Raw genomic sequence first — 14,996 nt, 5'->3', positions numbered from 1 at the left:
TCCCTTTACGGTGTCTGCAGAGAACCGTCTCTCAATCTCGTTTGCGTCCATGTGGTGACTGTCTTTTCACACGGATATTTTGCTGCTTCCTTCTCATCAATATCCACACCCAGACCCGGTTTATCATTGGCATACACATAACCCCTGCGAAATTCGGGAAGACCTTGAAAGACTTCCAGCAGCGCGCCATGCGGCCCCTTCAGATCCTGTATCACAAAATTAGGCGGTTCGATTCCTGACCACTCCTGCACTCCGAAATTAGGTGCCGCCAGATCAATATGGATATTTGCCGCGTGAGCCAGGGGTGACATATCACCTGGCCCATGCCATGCGGTGCGCACACCAAACTGCTCCGCGAAAATCTGAAGTTTTCTGGCTGGTGTGATGCCTCCTATCTGACTGATATGTACACGGATAAAATCAATCAGCTGCTCTGCTATGAGAGTTTTCCACTCTTTAGGATTGTTGAAAAGCTCTCCCTGGGCAATGGGGATGCTGGTCTGTTCCCGCAAGTTTCTCAGCCAGTTTGTCTGCTCCAGCGGAACCGGGTCCTCCAGGAAAAACAGATCAAAGGGTTCCAGCTCCTTTGCCAGTTTGATAGCTTCCACAGGAGCGATGCGCTCATGTACATCATGTACCAATTCCATATCATATCCGATTCTGTCACGGATTTCTCCAAAAAGTTTTACTGTGTCACGAATATACTTCCTGGAGTCCAGATACATCCCATCATGTGCCCCTTCCGGCGCTGTCTCAGGTGTCTGTCCGTAAGGTGCCCCGCCGTAGCCGCCGCACTGGCAGCGCAGATGCGTAATTCCCATCTCCTGGAATCTTTGAATATTTTCACAGATTTCCCCGATATCTTTTCCGTCCACATGGCGGTATACCGGAATCCCTTCCCTTACTTTTCCTCCGAACAGCTGATACACCGGCATATCTGCCATCTTGCCTTTGATATCCCACAACGCCATATCAATGCCGGAAATCGCATTATTTTCAATAGGGCCGTTTCTCCAGTAGCCGTTCTGGTGCATAAGCTGCCATAATTCCTCAATATTCTCAGCGTCCCGCCCCACAAGAAGCGGTTTTAAATATTCCTCGATCAGGTGCTTTACCGTCAGATGGCGGTAAGCAAATGTAGCACAGCCCAGGCCGTACAATCCCGGCTGATTTGTCTCCACTTTGACTACGACAAGGTTAATGCCCTCCGGCGCTGTACATATGACCCGTATGTCCTGAATTTTAACTGACATCTCTCTCCTCCTATTACTTGTTACTCATCATACAAGTTAGAATATAAAAACATTGTCATTTTCCATATAACTGCCCGTTCCCACGGGAAACAGGCAGTTCTGTAAGAATCTGATTCACAGCTTTTTCATAGCTGCGTCCAGATGTTCATACATAATATCATGAGCTGCATCCGCATCGCCATTCTTAAATGCATCCAGAATCTGCGCATGGTAATGGATCCCTGAATCATAGCCAAACAGTTCATTCATCTGTTCATGATTCTGCCTGGTCTCCTGGAAAACCTTGTGCAGGCTTTTTTCCAGCAGGGCGTTGCCTGTAGAACGGCAGATAACTTCATGGAATTTCAGGTCTGCATTTACAAACTTTTCCCGATTTCCCTGGAACATCTGCATTTGCTCCAGATATGTCTCCAGAGCGGTGATGATCTTGGGCGTACATTTTTCCACTGCCAGTCTGCAGGCATCTGGTTCCAGTATTTTTCTGAATTCCAATACCTTTTCAATATCCCTGCAGTCCTCGGATGTGATCTTGTTCTCCGTCTCATCCCAGTTCTCCACACGGCTGTTGATCAGATAAGTCCCTTTGCCATGCACACTTTCCAGGACACCAAGGCCAATCAGATACTGCAGCGCCGTTCTGATACTGGAACGGCTCACGCCCAGCTCCTCTGTCATCTGGTTTTCTGACGGTATCTTCTCACCAACTGTCCAGTTTCCGGATTCAATATTCTTCTTCAGATAATCCACCACCTGGCTGGTTACATTGACACGTTTTATTTTCATATATCTTCCCTTCGTCTCAACTTGTAGGACAAGTGATAAGTTCATTATATTCTTTTTTCTTTTTCTGTCAATACAATTATAGAATAATTCTACCACAGTGAATGGATTTCGTAAATAATTGCCGAAAATAAGCGGTTCAATTTAGTAAAATTCACCCTGCCGGCGCCTCCCGGAAATTTTCTTTTCTCAACACCTTCTCCTCCTTCGGCACTCGGAGCGCGCGGACTGCATTTAATATGGCAATGACAGCAACACCCACATCTGCAAAGACTGCTGCCCACATAGATGCAATTCCAAGTGCTCCCAGAAGCAGAACAAAGGCCTTCACTCCCAGAGCAAAAACTATATTCTGGCGCACGATTGCCAGTGTCTTTCTGGAAATCCGCATAGCTGCCGCTATCTTTGACGGTTCATCTGTCATGATGACAATGTCTGCCGCCTCAATTGCCGCATCGGAACCAAGTCCACCCATAGCGATTCCTATATCTGCTCTTGCGAGCACCGGCGCATCATTGATCCCGTCTCCCACAAAAGCCAGCCTGCCTTTTTCACTTGTCCTGGCCAGCAGTTCTTCCATGTGTGCCACTTTATCCGCGGGAAGCAGTTCTGTATAGACCAGATCAAGCCCTAATTTCCCTGCTACCTTTTCGCCCACTGCCTTTGTGTCTCCGGTGAGCATAACCGTTTTCTGCACCCCTGCTTTTTTCAGTTCGCTGACAGCAAAGGCTGCGTCCTCCTTGATCTCATCCTCGATCAGGACAGCACCGCGGTATTTCCCGTCTTCCGCCACGTAGACAACGGTACCTGCTTCTTTCACTGGCTGAAACGTGATTTTTCTACTTTTCATCAGCTTTGCATTTCCTGCCAGTACATTTTTTCCATTCAGAGTGACAGAGATACCGTGTCCCGGGATCTCCTGTACATCAGAAACTGTAAACTGTTCGGTATTCTTTCTGTATGCCCTCACAATAGACCTGGAAATGGGGTGATTGGAGTCTTTTTCTGCACAGGCTGCCAGTTCCAGTAATCTTTCACCGGTGATTCCCCGGGGATAGCATCGCGTCACTGCAAAGGACCCTTTCGTCAGAGTACCTGTCTTGTCAAACACAACAGTCTCTGCTTTTGCCAGTGCCTCCAGGTAATTGCTTCCCTTGATCAGCACACCGCACTTTGAAGCTCCGCCGATGCCGCCGAAGAAACTCAGCGGAACAGAGATTACGAGCGCACACGGGCAGGAGATCACCAGGAATGTCAGCGCCCTGTGTATCCAGGGGGCAAACGCCTGCCCGGTAATAAGAGGCGGCAATATGGCAAGCAGTGCTGCTGCTGCCACAACTGAGGGTGTGTAGTATCTGGCAAAACGTGTGATAAATGCCTCGGACTTTGATTTTTTGCTGCTGGCGTTCTCCACCAGATCCAATATTTTAGAAACTGTGGATTCCCCGTAGGGCCTGGATACGCGGATTCTCAGGGTTCCTGTCTGATTAATGCATCCGCTGATGACCTCCGCCCCTGCCCCGGTTTCCCTTGGCATGGATTCCCCTGTCAGTGCAGAGGTGTCCAGAGTGGAGCTGCCCTCCAGAACGATTCCGTCAAGGGGTATGCGTTCTCCCGGTTTGACCAGAATCACATCTTCAACAAGAACTTCATCCGGTTCCACCCTGGTCTCTTTTCCATCCCTCACAACGTTGGCATAGTCCGGGCGTATATCCATCAGTCCTGCAATGGAACGGCGTGATTTGCTGACAGCATAGGACTGAAACAATTCTCCCACCTGATAAAACAGCATGACTGCCACACCTTCTTTATAGTCCCCCAGACACATGGCTCCCACAGTGGCAACGGTCATCAGAAAATTCTCATCGAATACCTGACCATGCAGAATGTTGGTGACAGCTTTCCAGATAATATCCCACCCGATCACGGCATAACAGACAAGAAATCCTATGAATTTTCCTGTTTCATTCAGAGGCAGCCATAAGACCGGCAGAAAAATGAGAATGGATGTGAGTATGCGGTATAATTGTTTTTTCTGTTTTTTTGTCATAATTCTCTTCCTTTCATAAATTGCGGCGGCAGGCAGTTCCCCCTGCCGCAATGATCTTAAATTTTTTTCACTGTGACATCCGGCTCAATTTTCCGAATCCGTTTCACCACTTTGTCCGCAATCTCAGAAAAGTACTCCTCAGATGCCTCCAGAACCATCTTCTGACTCAGAAAGTTCACTTCTACTCCGGTTACACCTTCCATCTTCCTTACAGAGTCCTCAATTTTTGCAGCACAGTGTGCACAGTCTAAATCTACCAGTTTAAATGTTTTTCTCATATTTACTTTCTCCTTTTCCGTTCATTTTGTTTTCATATGAATACATATTCATATGTTCATATATAATATACAAAGTATTATCCTGTCTGTCAATACTATTTTCTCTTTTTTTCAGATTCATCAAATTTCTGTATTGGATTTCTTCTTCAGATGGCTTAAAATAAAATCAGAAAGGATGGAGAACTCATATGGAGAATACGCAACAGATAAAAGAAAACCCGCTGGGCTTCAGCCCGATTGGTAAATTACTGCCCAAATTCGCGGTACCGGCTATCATCAGCATGCTGGTCAACGCGCTGTATAATATCGTGGACCAGATCTTCATCGGGCAGGGCGTGGGCATGTACGGAAATGCCGCGACAAACGTGGCTTTTCCCATTACCACCATAACTACAGCTATCGCTCTCCTCATAGGAATCGGAGGCGCCTCCAATTTTAATCTGGAACTTGGGCGTAAACATGAAGAAAAGGCAAAGCATATTGCAGGCACAGGATTCGGCAGCCTCATCCTGTGCGGCCTCATCCTGGTCATTTTGATCCGCCTGTTCCTGAAGCCGCTGATCCTGGCCTTCGGCGCTACCCCCAAGGTTCTGCCCTATTCCATGACCTATGTGGGGATCACCACCTGGGGCATTCCGTTTTTTATGCTGACAACAGGCGGCAACCATCTGATCCGGGCGGACGGCAGTCCTACCTATTCCATGATATCCATGGTCTCCGGCGCTCTGATCAATACTGTGCTGGACCCCCTGTTCATTTTTACCTTCGGCTGGGGTATTGCCGGAGCTGCATGGGCAACGGTGACCGGCCAGGTATTCTCCGCCTGTTTGGTCCTCTTCTATCTGCCCCGGTATAAAACCGTGGAGCTGAAGCTTAAAAATCTCATTCCCCGGTCTCACTGTATCAAAGCTATCGCGTCCCTCGGAATGGCCTCCTGCTTCAATCAGCTGGCCCTTACCGTGGTCCAGATAACCATGAACAATGTGCTTCGCCACTATGGTTCCCACTCCGTCTACGGAAGCGACATTCCCCTTGCGGTGGTAGGGATCGTAGCCAAGGTGAATATGGTGTTCCTGTCCATTGTCATCGGGATCGCCCAGGGTTCACAGCCAATCGTGGGATTTAATTACGGCGCCAAAAACTATTCCCGGGTGAAAAAGACGTATCTGTGCGCAGCCGGAACAGCAACTATTCTGGCTGTGACTGCATTTATATGTTTCCAGATCTTCCCCAGGCAGATCGTCAGCCTTTTCGGTTCCGGAGACAAGCTTTATTATCAGTTTGCCCAGAAGTATTTCCGCATTTTTATGTTCTGTACCTTCCTGAACGGCCTGCAGCCGGTGACCGCTAACTTTTTCACTTCCATCGGCAAAGCCACCCGCGGTATTGTGCTTTCCATGACAAGACAGATTCTGTTCCTGATCCCCATGATCCTGATCTTCCCCCTCTTTATGGGAATTGATGGAGTCATGTATGCCGGTCCTATTGCGGACGCGGCTGCCGGTATCCTGGCAGTTCTTCTGGTCCGGAAAGAGATAAGGCGGATGCCCGCAGACGGAGAACTTCCGGCGTAAAGCAACGTGTGCGGCTGTTTGCGTTTCCGCAGACAGCCGCACACGTTTCAGGTCTCCTTTTCGGGATGTTCTTTCCTGTCAAAATTAAGCTTCTTATACTGTTTCGGTGTAATATGATGATATTGTTTAAATATTTTTCCAAAATAGCTGCTGGTCCCGAATCCGGTCTCCACAGCCACCTCCAGAACACTTTTATCCGTATAACGCAGCAGCTCCTGTGCCTTCTGCAGACGCAGAGAGATCATGAACTCCACAGGTGTCTCCCCAAGACTCGTCTGAAACAGACGGTAGCACTCCCGCTCACTGATATGTATACTGGATGCAATATCCTGCACCGTAATCTTCTCACTGTAATGTTCCTGAATATAGGACAGCATCTGTTTGATTCGTTCATCCTCCAGGGCGTTGAAACCTGTCCCGCTTTTCTTCTCATCCATTGCCCAGGAATACACCATCTCCCAGAGCTTTGAGAAAAGATTCCGCAGGCGAAGCTCAAAAAAAGGCTCCCCCTTGCTGCTCAGTTCTGCCCCTTCCCTCATTTTTTCCAGAAACTCCGCGCTTCCCGTATCGGAACAGTAAAGGGGCACTGCGTCCAGTTGTTTCTGTTCCAGCACAGGAACAATATATTTGATATCCAGAATACTTCCCGATGCGCCTGCCAGAAAAGAACGGTCAAAGAACTGTGACTGCAGCCTTACCTCCTCCACAGGCTCCAGAGGATGCAGATAATGCAGAACCCCGGAATTGACAAATATTCCGTCCCCCTCATGCAGTATGAATTCATGATGATTGGTCTTATACTGCATACTTCCGCCCAAAATATGTCCGAACTCAAATTCATCATGCCAGTGCCACGGAATATCCCCGAAGAAATACGCCTCCGGTCTCGGCACATATAAGCCATAGTGAAGCATCTGGTTCTGATAAACGATTTTTTCCTTTTTTCTTCCGTCCATATCCAATTTTCTGAATTGTACCATAGCGACCTCCGTATATGGCAGGATTCTTATATTTTCAGGCAGTATGATTATTTATATATCCCTAAATTCACAGTATAATTATATTATCACAAGACCGGGAAGGTCAATAGAAAAGTTACTGTTCACAGAACTGCGCTTTTTGCAGGGCTGTAAATAGTAACTAGTTTCAAACAGCCAAAGGAGGATAACATCTATGATTTATTATGTAGCCGCAAATGCTCCCAGAAACGGATGCGGTACTAAGGAAAAACCGTTTCAGACCATCAGTGAGGCAGCCGCTGCCGCCCGCGCAGGAGACGAAGTCCTGGTAGCTCCGGGTATTTACCGGGAATATGTAAATCCGAAAAACGGCGGTACAGACGAAAACAATCGTATTGTCTACCGCTCAGAGGAGCCGCTGGCCGCTGTCATTACCGGCGCGGAACCTGTAAAAAACTGGACACAGTATCAGGGCAATGTCTGGACAGCCCGTATTCCCAACGGTATCTTCGGCTGCTATAACCCCTACACCACAGTCATTGCAGGTGACTGGTACCGTGCTCCGGAACCGGTGCATACCGGTGAGGTATACATAAACGGCAAATCCATGTATGAGGCATTTTCACTGGAGGATGTCACAAACCCATCCATTTACAAAGGTTCCTGGGACCCGGATTTTACCCTCTATAAATGGTACACAAAACAGGAAGACGGCTTCACTGTCATCTACGCCAACTTCCAGGGTGCTGACCCCAACGAGGAAAATGTGGAGATCAATGTGCGGCGCAACTGCTTCTACCCGGATAAGACTGGCGTTAATTATATCACGCTGTCAGGCTTCACGGTAAAACAGGCAGCTACCACATGGGCACCGCCCACTGCTTACCAGGAAGGCATGATCGGCCCCCACTGGTCAAAGGGCTGGATCATTGAGGACTGTGAGGTTTCCGATTCCAAATGCTCCGGTATCTCCCTGGGAAAATATCTGCAGCCGAACAATGAAAACAAGTGGACCACCAGATTCTATAAAGACGGAACCCAGACAGAACGTGACGCCATCTGCCAGGCACAGATTGAGGGATGGACAAAAGAGAACATCGGTTCCCACATTGTCCGCCGCTGCAACATCCACGACTGCGGACAGACCGGTATTGTAGGACATTTAGGCGGCGTGTTCTCTGTGATCGAGGACAACCACATTCACCATATCAACAACAAACAGGACCTGGCAGGCGCAGAGATCGGCGGTATCAAAATGCATGCTGCCATTGACGTGATCATCCGCCGCAACCATTTCCACCACTGCACCCGCGGCCTGTGGCTGGATTGGCAGGCACAGGGGACTCGTGTCACACAGAATCTGTTCCACGACAATGTTCCGCCAAAAGGAACAGAGATTGCCAATGGTCTGGCTCTGGCTGAGGACATTTTTATCGAGGTTTCCCACGGTCCCACACTGGTTGACAACAATCTGCTTCTGTCCGACTGCGCATGCCGCATCAGCACACAGGGCACCGCTCTTGTACACAACCTGATCGCAGGTTCCTTTACCTGGGTAGGCGCCGGTGTAGATAACGGCGGACAATATCTGCCATCCCCGAGGTATACGCCATATCACGTACCGCACCGCACAGAGGTTGCCGGATTTATGACGATCCTTCACGGTGATGCACGTTTCTACAACAATATCTTCGTGCAGAAGGAAATCCGCCGGGACCTGGCTGCCTATGCGGAATCTGAGGGCATGGGCACCATGGATAAATACCAGTTTATCTGCGGAACAAAACCGTACGACGGATATCCCACGGCAGAGACGTACTTTGGACGCTTCAACGCAGAGACTGCTGTGGACCATGACAACAAAGACATCTATTATGACCATCTTCCCATCTACACCGGAGGCAATGTATACTTTAACGGCGCCAAACCGTGTGATGCAGAGGAAAATTATAAAGTGGATGAGGAACACAAGATCACGCTGGAATTAAAAGAGGAAGGCGGAGAATACCGTCTGGAGACCAATCTGTATGATTACCTGCCAAAATTTGAGACTCCGTTTGTAAGCACAGAACTGCTGGGTGAGGCATTTGAGCCGGAACAGAAATTTGAAGCACCTGACGGAACTCCTATTGTATTTGACCGGGATTACTTTGGAAGAAAGCGCGATATGATGCCGCTTGCAGGTCCTTTTGCCTGCGGATGTGAATTAGAGGATGTATTATAATTCTTACCGCTCCTTATGGGACCGCCTGTTCTGCTATAGAACAGGCAGTTTCCATAAGGAGCATTTTTTCAATTCTGATGTAAGTCTTTCATCGCTCCACAGGGCATTATGACCTCCCAGTACGATGTTCGGCTTATTTTTGCCATGGAAATCGCTACCGCAGGTGACAAACAGTCCCTTTTGTTCCGCGGCTTCCAGATAATGCAGTGCCTGCTCCCTGCTGTGGTAGGAAGAAAATACTTCAATGCCGTCAATTTTCTCCTCCGTGATCTGATCCAGCAGTTCATCATTTCCGCCCAGATTCTGCCCCGGATGCGCAAGAACCGCCGCACCGCCCGCGCTGTGTATCAGGGTCGCAGCATCAGGAAGGGATAGATAGGATATCTCCACATAGGCCGGCTTTCCCTTTGCAAAAAAATCCCAGTAAAACCGCACATTTGGCATATCACTTTTCTCCCCGCCCGGAAGGTAGGGGGCCAGTATTTCATACCGGTCTGCATCCCCGCGTTTTAAGACATATTCAGCAATCTGTTCCCCGGTCACAACACCGTTATCTGCCCCGGCAAGAATTTCATCCGCATCCACCACAATACCTGCTGCCTGCCGGAAAAGCCGGATTTTTTCCTCTGCCGCCCTTCTCTCCTGTTGTAAAATATCTTGTTCCACGGCTGCAAATTCTTCACGGTTCACATCAATGCCATATCCCAACAGGTGAAAATTCTGTCCTCTATACACACAGTCCAGCTCCACACCCCGGATAACCCTGACTTTAACGGCTGCTTTTAAAGCCTCGGCCACGCCATGGACACAATTGTGGTCTGTTACGGCAATCCACTCCATCCCGCATGCCTCACACTGCCTGATGATCTCTTCCGGAGAAAACTCCCCGTCATCACTGAACTTTGTATGGATATGAAGATCAACCCTTGACATGGACACACACCTCCCTTCTTCCCTGCACACGGTAATAAATGACCTGCAGCAGCAGAATGCCTGCCGTAGATATCAGATACAGGCAGTGAATTCCGTTTATGGCAGCAGTGGATTTCACTGCTGCGCCTGCCTCCAGAAATCCTTTCACTGCCCCTCCGATCATGGGGCCTAAAATAAACCCGAGTCCAATGACTGCCGTATAAAAATTATCATACATGATCCTGTTGTCTTTCGGCATCAGCTCATACCGTCTGTTAAACACAGCGACTACAAAACCGGCATTTGCAACGGAAGATATAAGAAACGCAGCCGGAATAAACAACAGGCAGTTCTTCGGCGCCGCAAAAGACATAAACAATGTCTCACCTGCAAAAAGCCAGATGGAGGTTTTCAAAACAAATTCATGTCCCCGCTTATCGCTGATCCTCCCCCATAAGCCCAGAAGCACGATCTGGGGCAGGGATATGATCATATACATAGCCGTCACCGTTTTATAGGGAAGTGCCAGATATTTCATCATATACACCATGGTAAAGCTGTCTGAAATATTGAGAAGCAGATAAAAAGCCAGGATATAGACCACAAATCCCACAAACTTCCTGTCTTTCAGAGGTATCTTCAGTGCATCCCCAAGTCCGCAATTTATTTTCAAAGGCCGGTACGGCGCGCTGTCAGGTGTCCGCATCAGAAGCATGACTTCACAGATACTCATCACCGCCGCTGCCCCGAACAGAACGGCAAATCCCAGGTATTCCCCCTGCATATGGTCCATCCAGAAACCGCCAGCCACAGATAACAGGACCGTAACGCCCAGTGTCAGCGTCTGTCTCAGTGATATGTAACGTCCGCTTTTCTTTTCATCCATAAACCCCATCATCCACTGGTTCAGCACTACCGTCGTCTGGGCCTGAAGCGTAAAAGCCATGACCACCGCCAGGACAAAGACGGCGATCTGCATCCGCTTCGGCACCACAGCCGGTATGAGTACAATGAAAAGCGTGGCGGTTCTGGAAAGTGCCGTAAATATAACAGTCAGCCGCTTACGGCTCTGAAACCGCTCCAGATATGCCGCAAATCCAAGGATCAGCACCCCGCAGATATTCACGATCACGCTCAGATAACTGACCAGCACATCCCCTGCTCCCATAAGAAGCGCAAGGCCACTTAAAAACACGCCGCTGGTCAGATACGAAAACGCCGTTCCAAATGCTGTCTGCACAAAAAAGCAGATCCGTGGCCCGGTATCCAGAATTTTCTCTCTCCGCTTCATAAACATGGCTGCTCCTTTATAAACTGTACCTCATCAAACATCTTTGCAGCGGTCAGACTTGCCATCCCGTCAAAATAATCATGCCACACATCCGGGGAGTAGAGAATCTCTGCCAGCAGGTGTTTAGGCAGGAAGGCGGAAAGCCCGTCACCGATAGGCCCGATACAGTCCTTTTGCAGACTCGGGCCGCCAAGGACCACATACTGCGGATTCAGAATCCCGCAGATAAAACTGATGACCCGAACCACCAGATCAACATATCTGACATCCTCCATAGGCTCTGCCATGCACGCATCCAGCGTCTTTCCGTCTTCCATGGGCAGCAGACCCAGCTCCCCTGCAAAATTATGATGTCCGCGTACAACTCTGCCCCCTGAGATAAAACCGGCGCTTACACAGCCCTTTTCAAAGTAGAGAAAAGCCATATTCGTGTTCTCCGGATTCTCACAAGGAAACTCCTTTGCGTAACACCGTCCGAATCCGATGGCAGTGGCATTCAGGTCATTTTCCAGCACCACAGGAATCTTGTACCGCTTTTCAAGGCTGTCGCCAATATCTATTTTATATAATTTCCCGTCCGCCTCATTTGTTCTCCAGTACCCTTTCCCTTCCACCGCGCCGGGCACGCCAATGCCTATGGACTTGATTTCTCTTTTTTTTATCTGTTCATCCATCCAAGCGGTGATGGCGCTTTCAAAATCTCCGTTTGCTGCCTCCAGCCTTGTTTTTTCCACGATCTCTCCGCAGACATTGATCAGCAGACCGTAGATCTGGTCTCCTGTGATGCAGAAAGCCGCACCGTAATACCGGTTGGGCCGGAACCCATAGCGCTCTGCTTTTCTTCCTCCGCTGGATTCATCGTATCCAACACTCTCGATCTCTCCGTTCTGCATCATTTCAGACAGCAGAGAACGGACTGTGGTGGAACTGATCTTCGTCTCATAGGCAATCTCTGCCCTGGTGGCAGTTCCTTTTGCTTTCAGGACTTTTCGTATGAGGGAAAGATTTGCCTGTTTCAATACTCTTGGTCTGGCAGTCAGAGTGTCCATATGCATTCTCCTTTTCACTTTTATCAGATACTTTTATAAGTTTATAATAAAAGTGTACAGCAAATATCTCTCTCTGTCAACTTCCTTTTTCTTCCATATATTGTTTACTTCAAAAGCCCGCATACCAGAACAAAATAATGGGGCAGCCTTCCCTCTTCCATCCATTCCAGTTCTATTCCCATCAGCTTGCTAAGTGTCAGTCCCACATTGCCTCCGATGGATTCTATGGAATAACGCATCTTTTCCGGAAATCGACACGCTTTTTTATTCGGTCTGGTACAGTTTCCTTCGCACAAAATACAAGAGCCTGCTGACAGGCTGATACTTCCCGGATATTGTTTTTCCTTCTCCCAGAGCATTTCCGACAGCTTTTCCTTCTCCACACGGAGGGACTGTCCAAGGATTTTATCCTGTTCCGCCTTTGTAAATGCCTTCCCTGCAAACTCCTCATCAAAGATTATTTTAACGGCTGTCAGTTCCAGGGTCTCGTATTTCCTCCAGTATGACAGAACATCAAAATCATAAGATGGGCAGGACCATACCTTTTCATAATTCGGACATGCCCTGCAGCACTCCAGAAATGTGTCCACATCCACATAGCCTTCTATGTAGTCCTCCACCGGTACCACTGCTGTATAAGTTTCTGTTTTGTACATATTCTCTTTCCTCCCGTGTGTCTCTGTTTTTGGCAATGGGTAATTTTCTTTTTGTATTCTTCTTTCAGTATAACATCTCTCTGTGACTGCTGCTATCTTTATCTTCTCTCCATGGGTGTAAAACCGATGATGAGGCAGGTACTGAGGAACTGGCACACATGGAAATGGTAGCCACCATTGTACACCAGCTTACACGCAACCTTTCCATGGAAGAAATCGAGAAATCCGGCCTCGGTCCCTACTATATTGACCATACAGTAGGCATCTGGCCTCAGGCTGCCGGGGGTGTCCCCTTTAACGCCTGTGAGTTCCAGTCAAAGGGTGATCCTATCACGGATTTGTTTGAGGATATGGCAGCAGAACAGAAAGCGCGGACCACTTATGACAACATTCTGCGTGTCATCAGAGATCCGGATGTTGTGGACCCCATCCGTTTCCTGCGTGAAAGAGAAGTTGTGCATTTCCAGCGTTTCGGTGAAACCCTCCGTTCCGTTCAGGAAGAACTGGATTTCAAAAACTTCTATGCATTCAATCCCAGCTTTGACATGCCTGCCAAATGCAGCTGCGATTCAGGCTGCAGCAAATGACATTCATGCGCCGGGAATTATTGGAAGCCATGCAAAAGGTGATCACCACTGCACCGGAAGCTTACGCCTTTGTTTACGGTGGAAAAAAATATCCTCATATCAAAGGTTTCGTATACTTTTTCCCGCTGTGGGGAGGTACGGTTGTCCTTGCTGATGTTGCCGGACTTCCCACATCGGAAGCTGCCTGCCGGGTAAAAATCTTCGCCTTTCACATTCATGAAGGTTCTTCCTGCGAAGAAAATGCAGAAGGGGATTTCCCACTAACCGGCAGCCATTTAAATCCAAAGGATTGTCCGCACCCGGAACACGCCGGAGATCTGCCTCCGCTCTTTGAAAATGACGGCTATGCCCTTTCCATGTTTTATACCAACCGGTTCGTCCCGGAGGAAATCATTGGCCGGACGGTTGTGATCCACGAAAACCCTGACGACTTCAAAACCCAGCCCTCAGGGGATTCCGGCAGCAAAATAGCGTGCGGGGAAATAAAAAGCAATCTGGAAGATTAAAGCACCGCATTTCATTCCATGAAAATAGGCATCCGCAGATGAACCTTCACCTGCCGATGCCTTTTTCCTGACTTTGAGTATAAAATTAATTTCCGCAGTGATGGCCGCACTCATGGGAATGCTCACCGCAGCTGCCGCTTCCGTGCTCATGCTCATGATGTGCACAGACTGTATCCGGATCATAATTCAGGCTTCCTGCCAGAAATGCCTCCACCTGGGCATCCGCATCTCCGCATGCTCCGGGATAAAGCTGGATCCCTGCCTCTGCCAGCGCATTCCTTGCGCCACCGCCGATACCTCCGCAGATCAGCACCTGAGCACCGCACTGATTCAGAAATCCGGCCAGGGCACCATGTCCGCTGCCATTGGTATCTATCACTTCAGAGGATACGATCTTACCGTCCTCCACCTCATATACCTTGAACTGTTCTGTGTGTCCAAAATGCTGAAATACCTCTCCATTGTCATATGTCACTGCAATCTTCATGTTTGAATCTCCTCTCCTGAATGATTGAACGCACGCATTCTGCCGGTGTTCTCTCTGCCCGCAGATTCTGTAGCTCCCGCCGCTGATTTCCAGAGATGACGCCTCCACCAGAAAACGCGCCAGCTTCTTCCTGGCTTCCGTATAGACCGCCTGGACAGTGGCTCTTCCCACTTCCATCTGCACCGCACACTCTTCCTGGGTATATCCCATATAATCAATCAGCCGAATCGTCTCATACTCCTCGACTGTCATCCGTATCCGATGCGTAGGCTGACCGCCCTCACCCGGCACAAAAAAACCGCACCCCGGCAGCCTGCATATCCTCTTTTCCTTACTCGGCCTCGGCATCTCTCCACCTCCCGCAGCCTCTCACTTCTCATGCATTCATTA

General features: G+C 48.8%; 14 protein-coding genes. 4 read left to right on the top strand and 10 right to left on the bottom strand.

Features of this window, described 5'->3' with window-relative positions; translation table 11 throughout:
- Positions 1-5: 5 nt before the first annotated feature.
- The 4 genes from MUB35_RS12645 to MUB35_RS12630 form a co-directional block, all read right to left on the bottom strand.
- On the bottom strand, positions 6-1,253 hold the full coding sequence (locus MUB35_RS12645; RefSeq protein ID WP_033142239.1) for an enolase C-terminal domain-like protein: 1,248 nt from the start codon (positions 1,251-1,253) through the stop codon (positions 6-8).
- 114 nt (positions 1,254-1,367) lie between these two features.
- Positions 1,368-2,036, bottom strand: a complete 669-nt coding sequence (locus MUB35_RS12640) for a FadR/GntR family transcriptional regulator (protein ID WP_033142240.1) — start codon at positions 2,034-2,036, stop codon at positions 1,368-1,370.
- Positions 2,037-2,187: 151 nt separating this feature from the next.
- A complete protein-coding gene (locus MUB35_RS12635) occupies positions 2,188-4,083 on the bottom strand; it encodes a heavy metal translocating P-type ATPase (RefSeq protein ID WP_244806322.1) in 1,896 nt (631 codons plus the stop codon).
- A gap of 56 nt (positions 4,084-4,139) precedes the next feature.
- Positions 4,140-4,361: a cation transporter gene (locus MUB35_RS12630; protein ID WP_033142242.1), complete on the bottom strand. Its 222-nt coding sequence runs from the start codon at positions 4,359-4,361 to the stop codon at positions 4,140-4,142.
- A 188-nt stretch (positions 4,362-4,549) separates the two neighbouring features.
- Between MUB35_RS12630 and MUB35_RS12625 the strand changes: the two genes are divergently transcribed.
- The gene (locus MUB35_RS12625) at positions 4,550-5,935 is read left to right on the top strand and encodes an MATE family efflux transporter (RefSeq protein WP_054352312.1); all 1,386 of its coding nucleotides are present in this window, start codon (positions 4,550-4,552) and stop codon (positions 5,933-5,935) included.
- Positions 5,936-5,982: 47 nt separating this feature from the next.
- Here the strand turns inward: MUB35_RS12625 and MUB35_RS12620 are convergent, their stop codons facing one another.
- Positions 5,983-6,915 carry an AraC family transcriptional regulator gene (locus MUB35_RS12620; protein ID WP_033142244.1) on the bottom strand — a complete coding sequence of 311 codons (933 nt, stop codon included), beginning with the start codon at positions 6,913-6,915 and terminating at the stop codon, positions 5,983-5,985.
- A gap of 193 nt (positions 6,916-7,108) precedes the next feature.
- Here MUB35_RS12620 and MUB35_RS12615 point away from each other — a divergent pair, with 193 nt between their 5' ends.
- Complete coding sequence (locus MUB35_RS12615) at positions 7,109-9,118, top strand: right-handed parallel beta-helix repeat-containing protein (RefSeq protein WP_244806321.1); 2,010 nt, start codon at positions 7,109-7,111, stop codon at positions 9,116-9,118.
- A gap of 33 nt (positions 9,119-9,151) precedes the next feature.
- Here the strand turns inward: MUB35_RS12615 and MUB35_RS12610 are convergent, their stop codons facing one another.
- The 4 genes from MUB35_RS12610 to MUB35_RS12595 all read right to left on the bottom strand — a co-directional run bounded on the left by MUB35_RS12610 (position 9,152) and on the right by MUB35_RS12595 (position 13,026).
- Complete coding sequence (locus MUB35_RS12610; RefSeq protein ID WP_244806320.1) at positions 9,152-10,051, bottom strand: PHP domain-containing protein; 900 nt, start codon at positions 10,049-10,051, stop codon at positions 9,152-9,154.
- Positions 10,038-11,321 (bottom strand): MFS transporter, encoded by a 1,284-nt coding sequence (locus MUB35_RS12605; RefSeq protein WP_227243850.1) that lies wholly within the window; start codon positions 11,319-11,321, stop codon positions 10,038-10,040. Before MUB35_RS12605 ends, MUB35_RS12610 begins: the two co-directional genes overlap by 14 nt.
- Entirely contained in the window at positions 11,318-12,370 is a 1,053-nt protein-coding gene (locus MUB35_RS12600) for an ROK family protein (protein WP_103732404.1), read from the bottom strand. The genes MUB35_RS12605 and MUB35_RS12600 overlap by 4 nt, the downstream gene beginning before the upstream one ends.
- 104 nt (positions 12,371-12,474) lie before the next feature.
- A complete protein-coding gene (locus MUB35_RS12595; protein ID WP_244806319.1) occupies positions 12,475-13,026 on the bottom strand; it encodes a DUF2284 domain-containing protein in 552 nt (183 codons plus the stop codon).
- A gap of 86 nt (positions 13,027-13,112) precedes the next feature.
- Between MUB35_RS12595 and MUB35_RS12590 the strand changes: the two genes are divergently transcribed.
- Positions 13,113-13,613 (top strand): manganese catalase family protein, encoded by a 501-nt coding sequence (locus MUB35_RS12590; RefSeq protein ID WP_227210581.1) that lies wholly within the window; start codon positions 13,113-13,115, stop codon positions 13,611-13,613.
- Positions 13,610-14,119 carry a superoxide dismutase family protein gene (locus MUB35_RS12585; RefSeq protein ID WP_081960113.1) on the top strand — a complete coding sequence of 170 codons (510 nt, stop codon included), beginning with the start codon at positions 13,610-13,612 and terminating at the stop codon, positions 14,117-14,119. Before MUB35_RS12590 ends, MUB35_RS12585 begins: the two co-directional genes overlap by 4 nt.
- Before the next feature lie 85 nt (positions 14,120-14,204).
- Here MUB35_RS12585 and MUB35_RS12580 read toward each other — a convergent pair whose 3' ends face one another.
- Positions 14,205-14,954, bottom strand: a complete 750-nt coding sequence (locus MUB35_RS12580; protein WP_033139328.1) for a NifB/NifX family molybdenum-iron cluster-binding protein — start codon at positions 14,952-14,954, stop codon at positions 14,205-14,207.
- Positions 14,955-14,996: the final 42 nt, after the last annotated feature.

The organism is Blautia sp. NSJ-175 (genome assembly GCF_022867815.1).
Taxonomy (GTDB): domain Bacteria; phylum Bacillota; class Clostridia; order Lachnospirales; family Lachnospiraceae; genus Blautia; species Blautia celeris.
The sequence above is the reverse complement of the archived record's forward strand: the minus strand, read 5'-3'. Positions and strand labels throughout refer to the sequence as shown.

Bases quoted from the DNA above. Each gene is read 5' to 3' on its own strand.
- MUB35_RS12645 (WP_033142239.1), bottom strand. From the start codon at position 1,253: ATGTCAGTTAAAATTCAGGACATACGGGTCATATGTACAGCGCCGGAG.
- MUB35_RS12640 (WP_033142240.1), bottom strand. From the start codon at position 2,036: ATGAAAATAAAACGTGTCAATGTAACCAGCCAGGTGGTGGATTATCTG.
- MUB35_RS12635 (WP_244806322.1), bottom strand. From the start codon at position 4,083: ATGACAAAAAAACAGAAAAAACAATTATACCGCATACTCACATCCATT.
- MUB35_RS12630 (WP_033142242.1), bottom strand. From the start codon at position 4,361: ATGAGAAAAACATTTAAACTGGTAGATTTAGACTGTGCACACTGTGCT.
- MUB35_RS12625 (WP_054352312.1), top strand. From the start codon at position 4,550: ATGGAGAATACGCAACAGATAAAAGAAAACCCGCTGGGCTTCAGCCCG.
- MUB35_RS12620 (WP_033142244.1), bottom strand. From the start codon at position 6,915: ATGGTACAATTCAGAAAATTGGATATGGACGGAAGAAAAAAGGAAAAA.
- MUB35_RS12615 (WP_244806321.1), top strand. From the start codon at position 7,109: ATGATTTATTATGTAGCCGCAAATGCTCCCAGAAACGGATGCGGTACT.
- MUB35_RS12610 (WP_244806320.1), bottom strand. From the start codon at position 10,051: ATGTCAAGGGTTGATCTTCATATCCATACAAAGTTCAGTGATGACGGG.
- MUB35_RS12605 (WP_227243850.1), bottom strand. From the start codon at position 11,321: ATGAAGCGGAGAGAGAAAATTCTGGATACCGGGCCACGGATCTGCTTT.
- MUB35_RS12600 (WP_103732404.1), bottom strand. From the start codon at position 12,370: ATGGACACTCTGACTGCCAGACCAAGAGTATTGAAACAGGCAAATCTT.
- MUB35_RS12595 (WP_244806319.1), bottom strand. From the start codon at position 13,026: ATGTACAAAACAGAAACTTATACAGCAGTGGTACCGGTGGAGGACTAC.
- MUB35_RS12585 (WP_081960113.1), top strand. From the start codon at position 13,610: ATGACATTCATGCGCCGGGAATTATTGGAAGCCATGCAAAAGGTGATC.
- MUB35_RS12580 (WP_033139328.1), bottom strand. From the start codon at position 14,954: ATGCCGAGGCCGAGTAAGGAAAAGAGGATATGCAGGCTGCCGGGGTGC.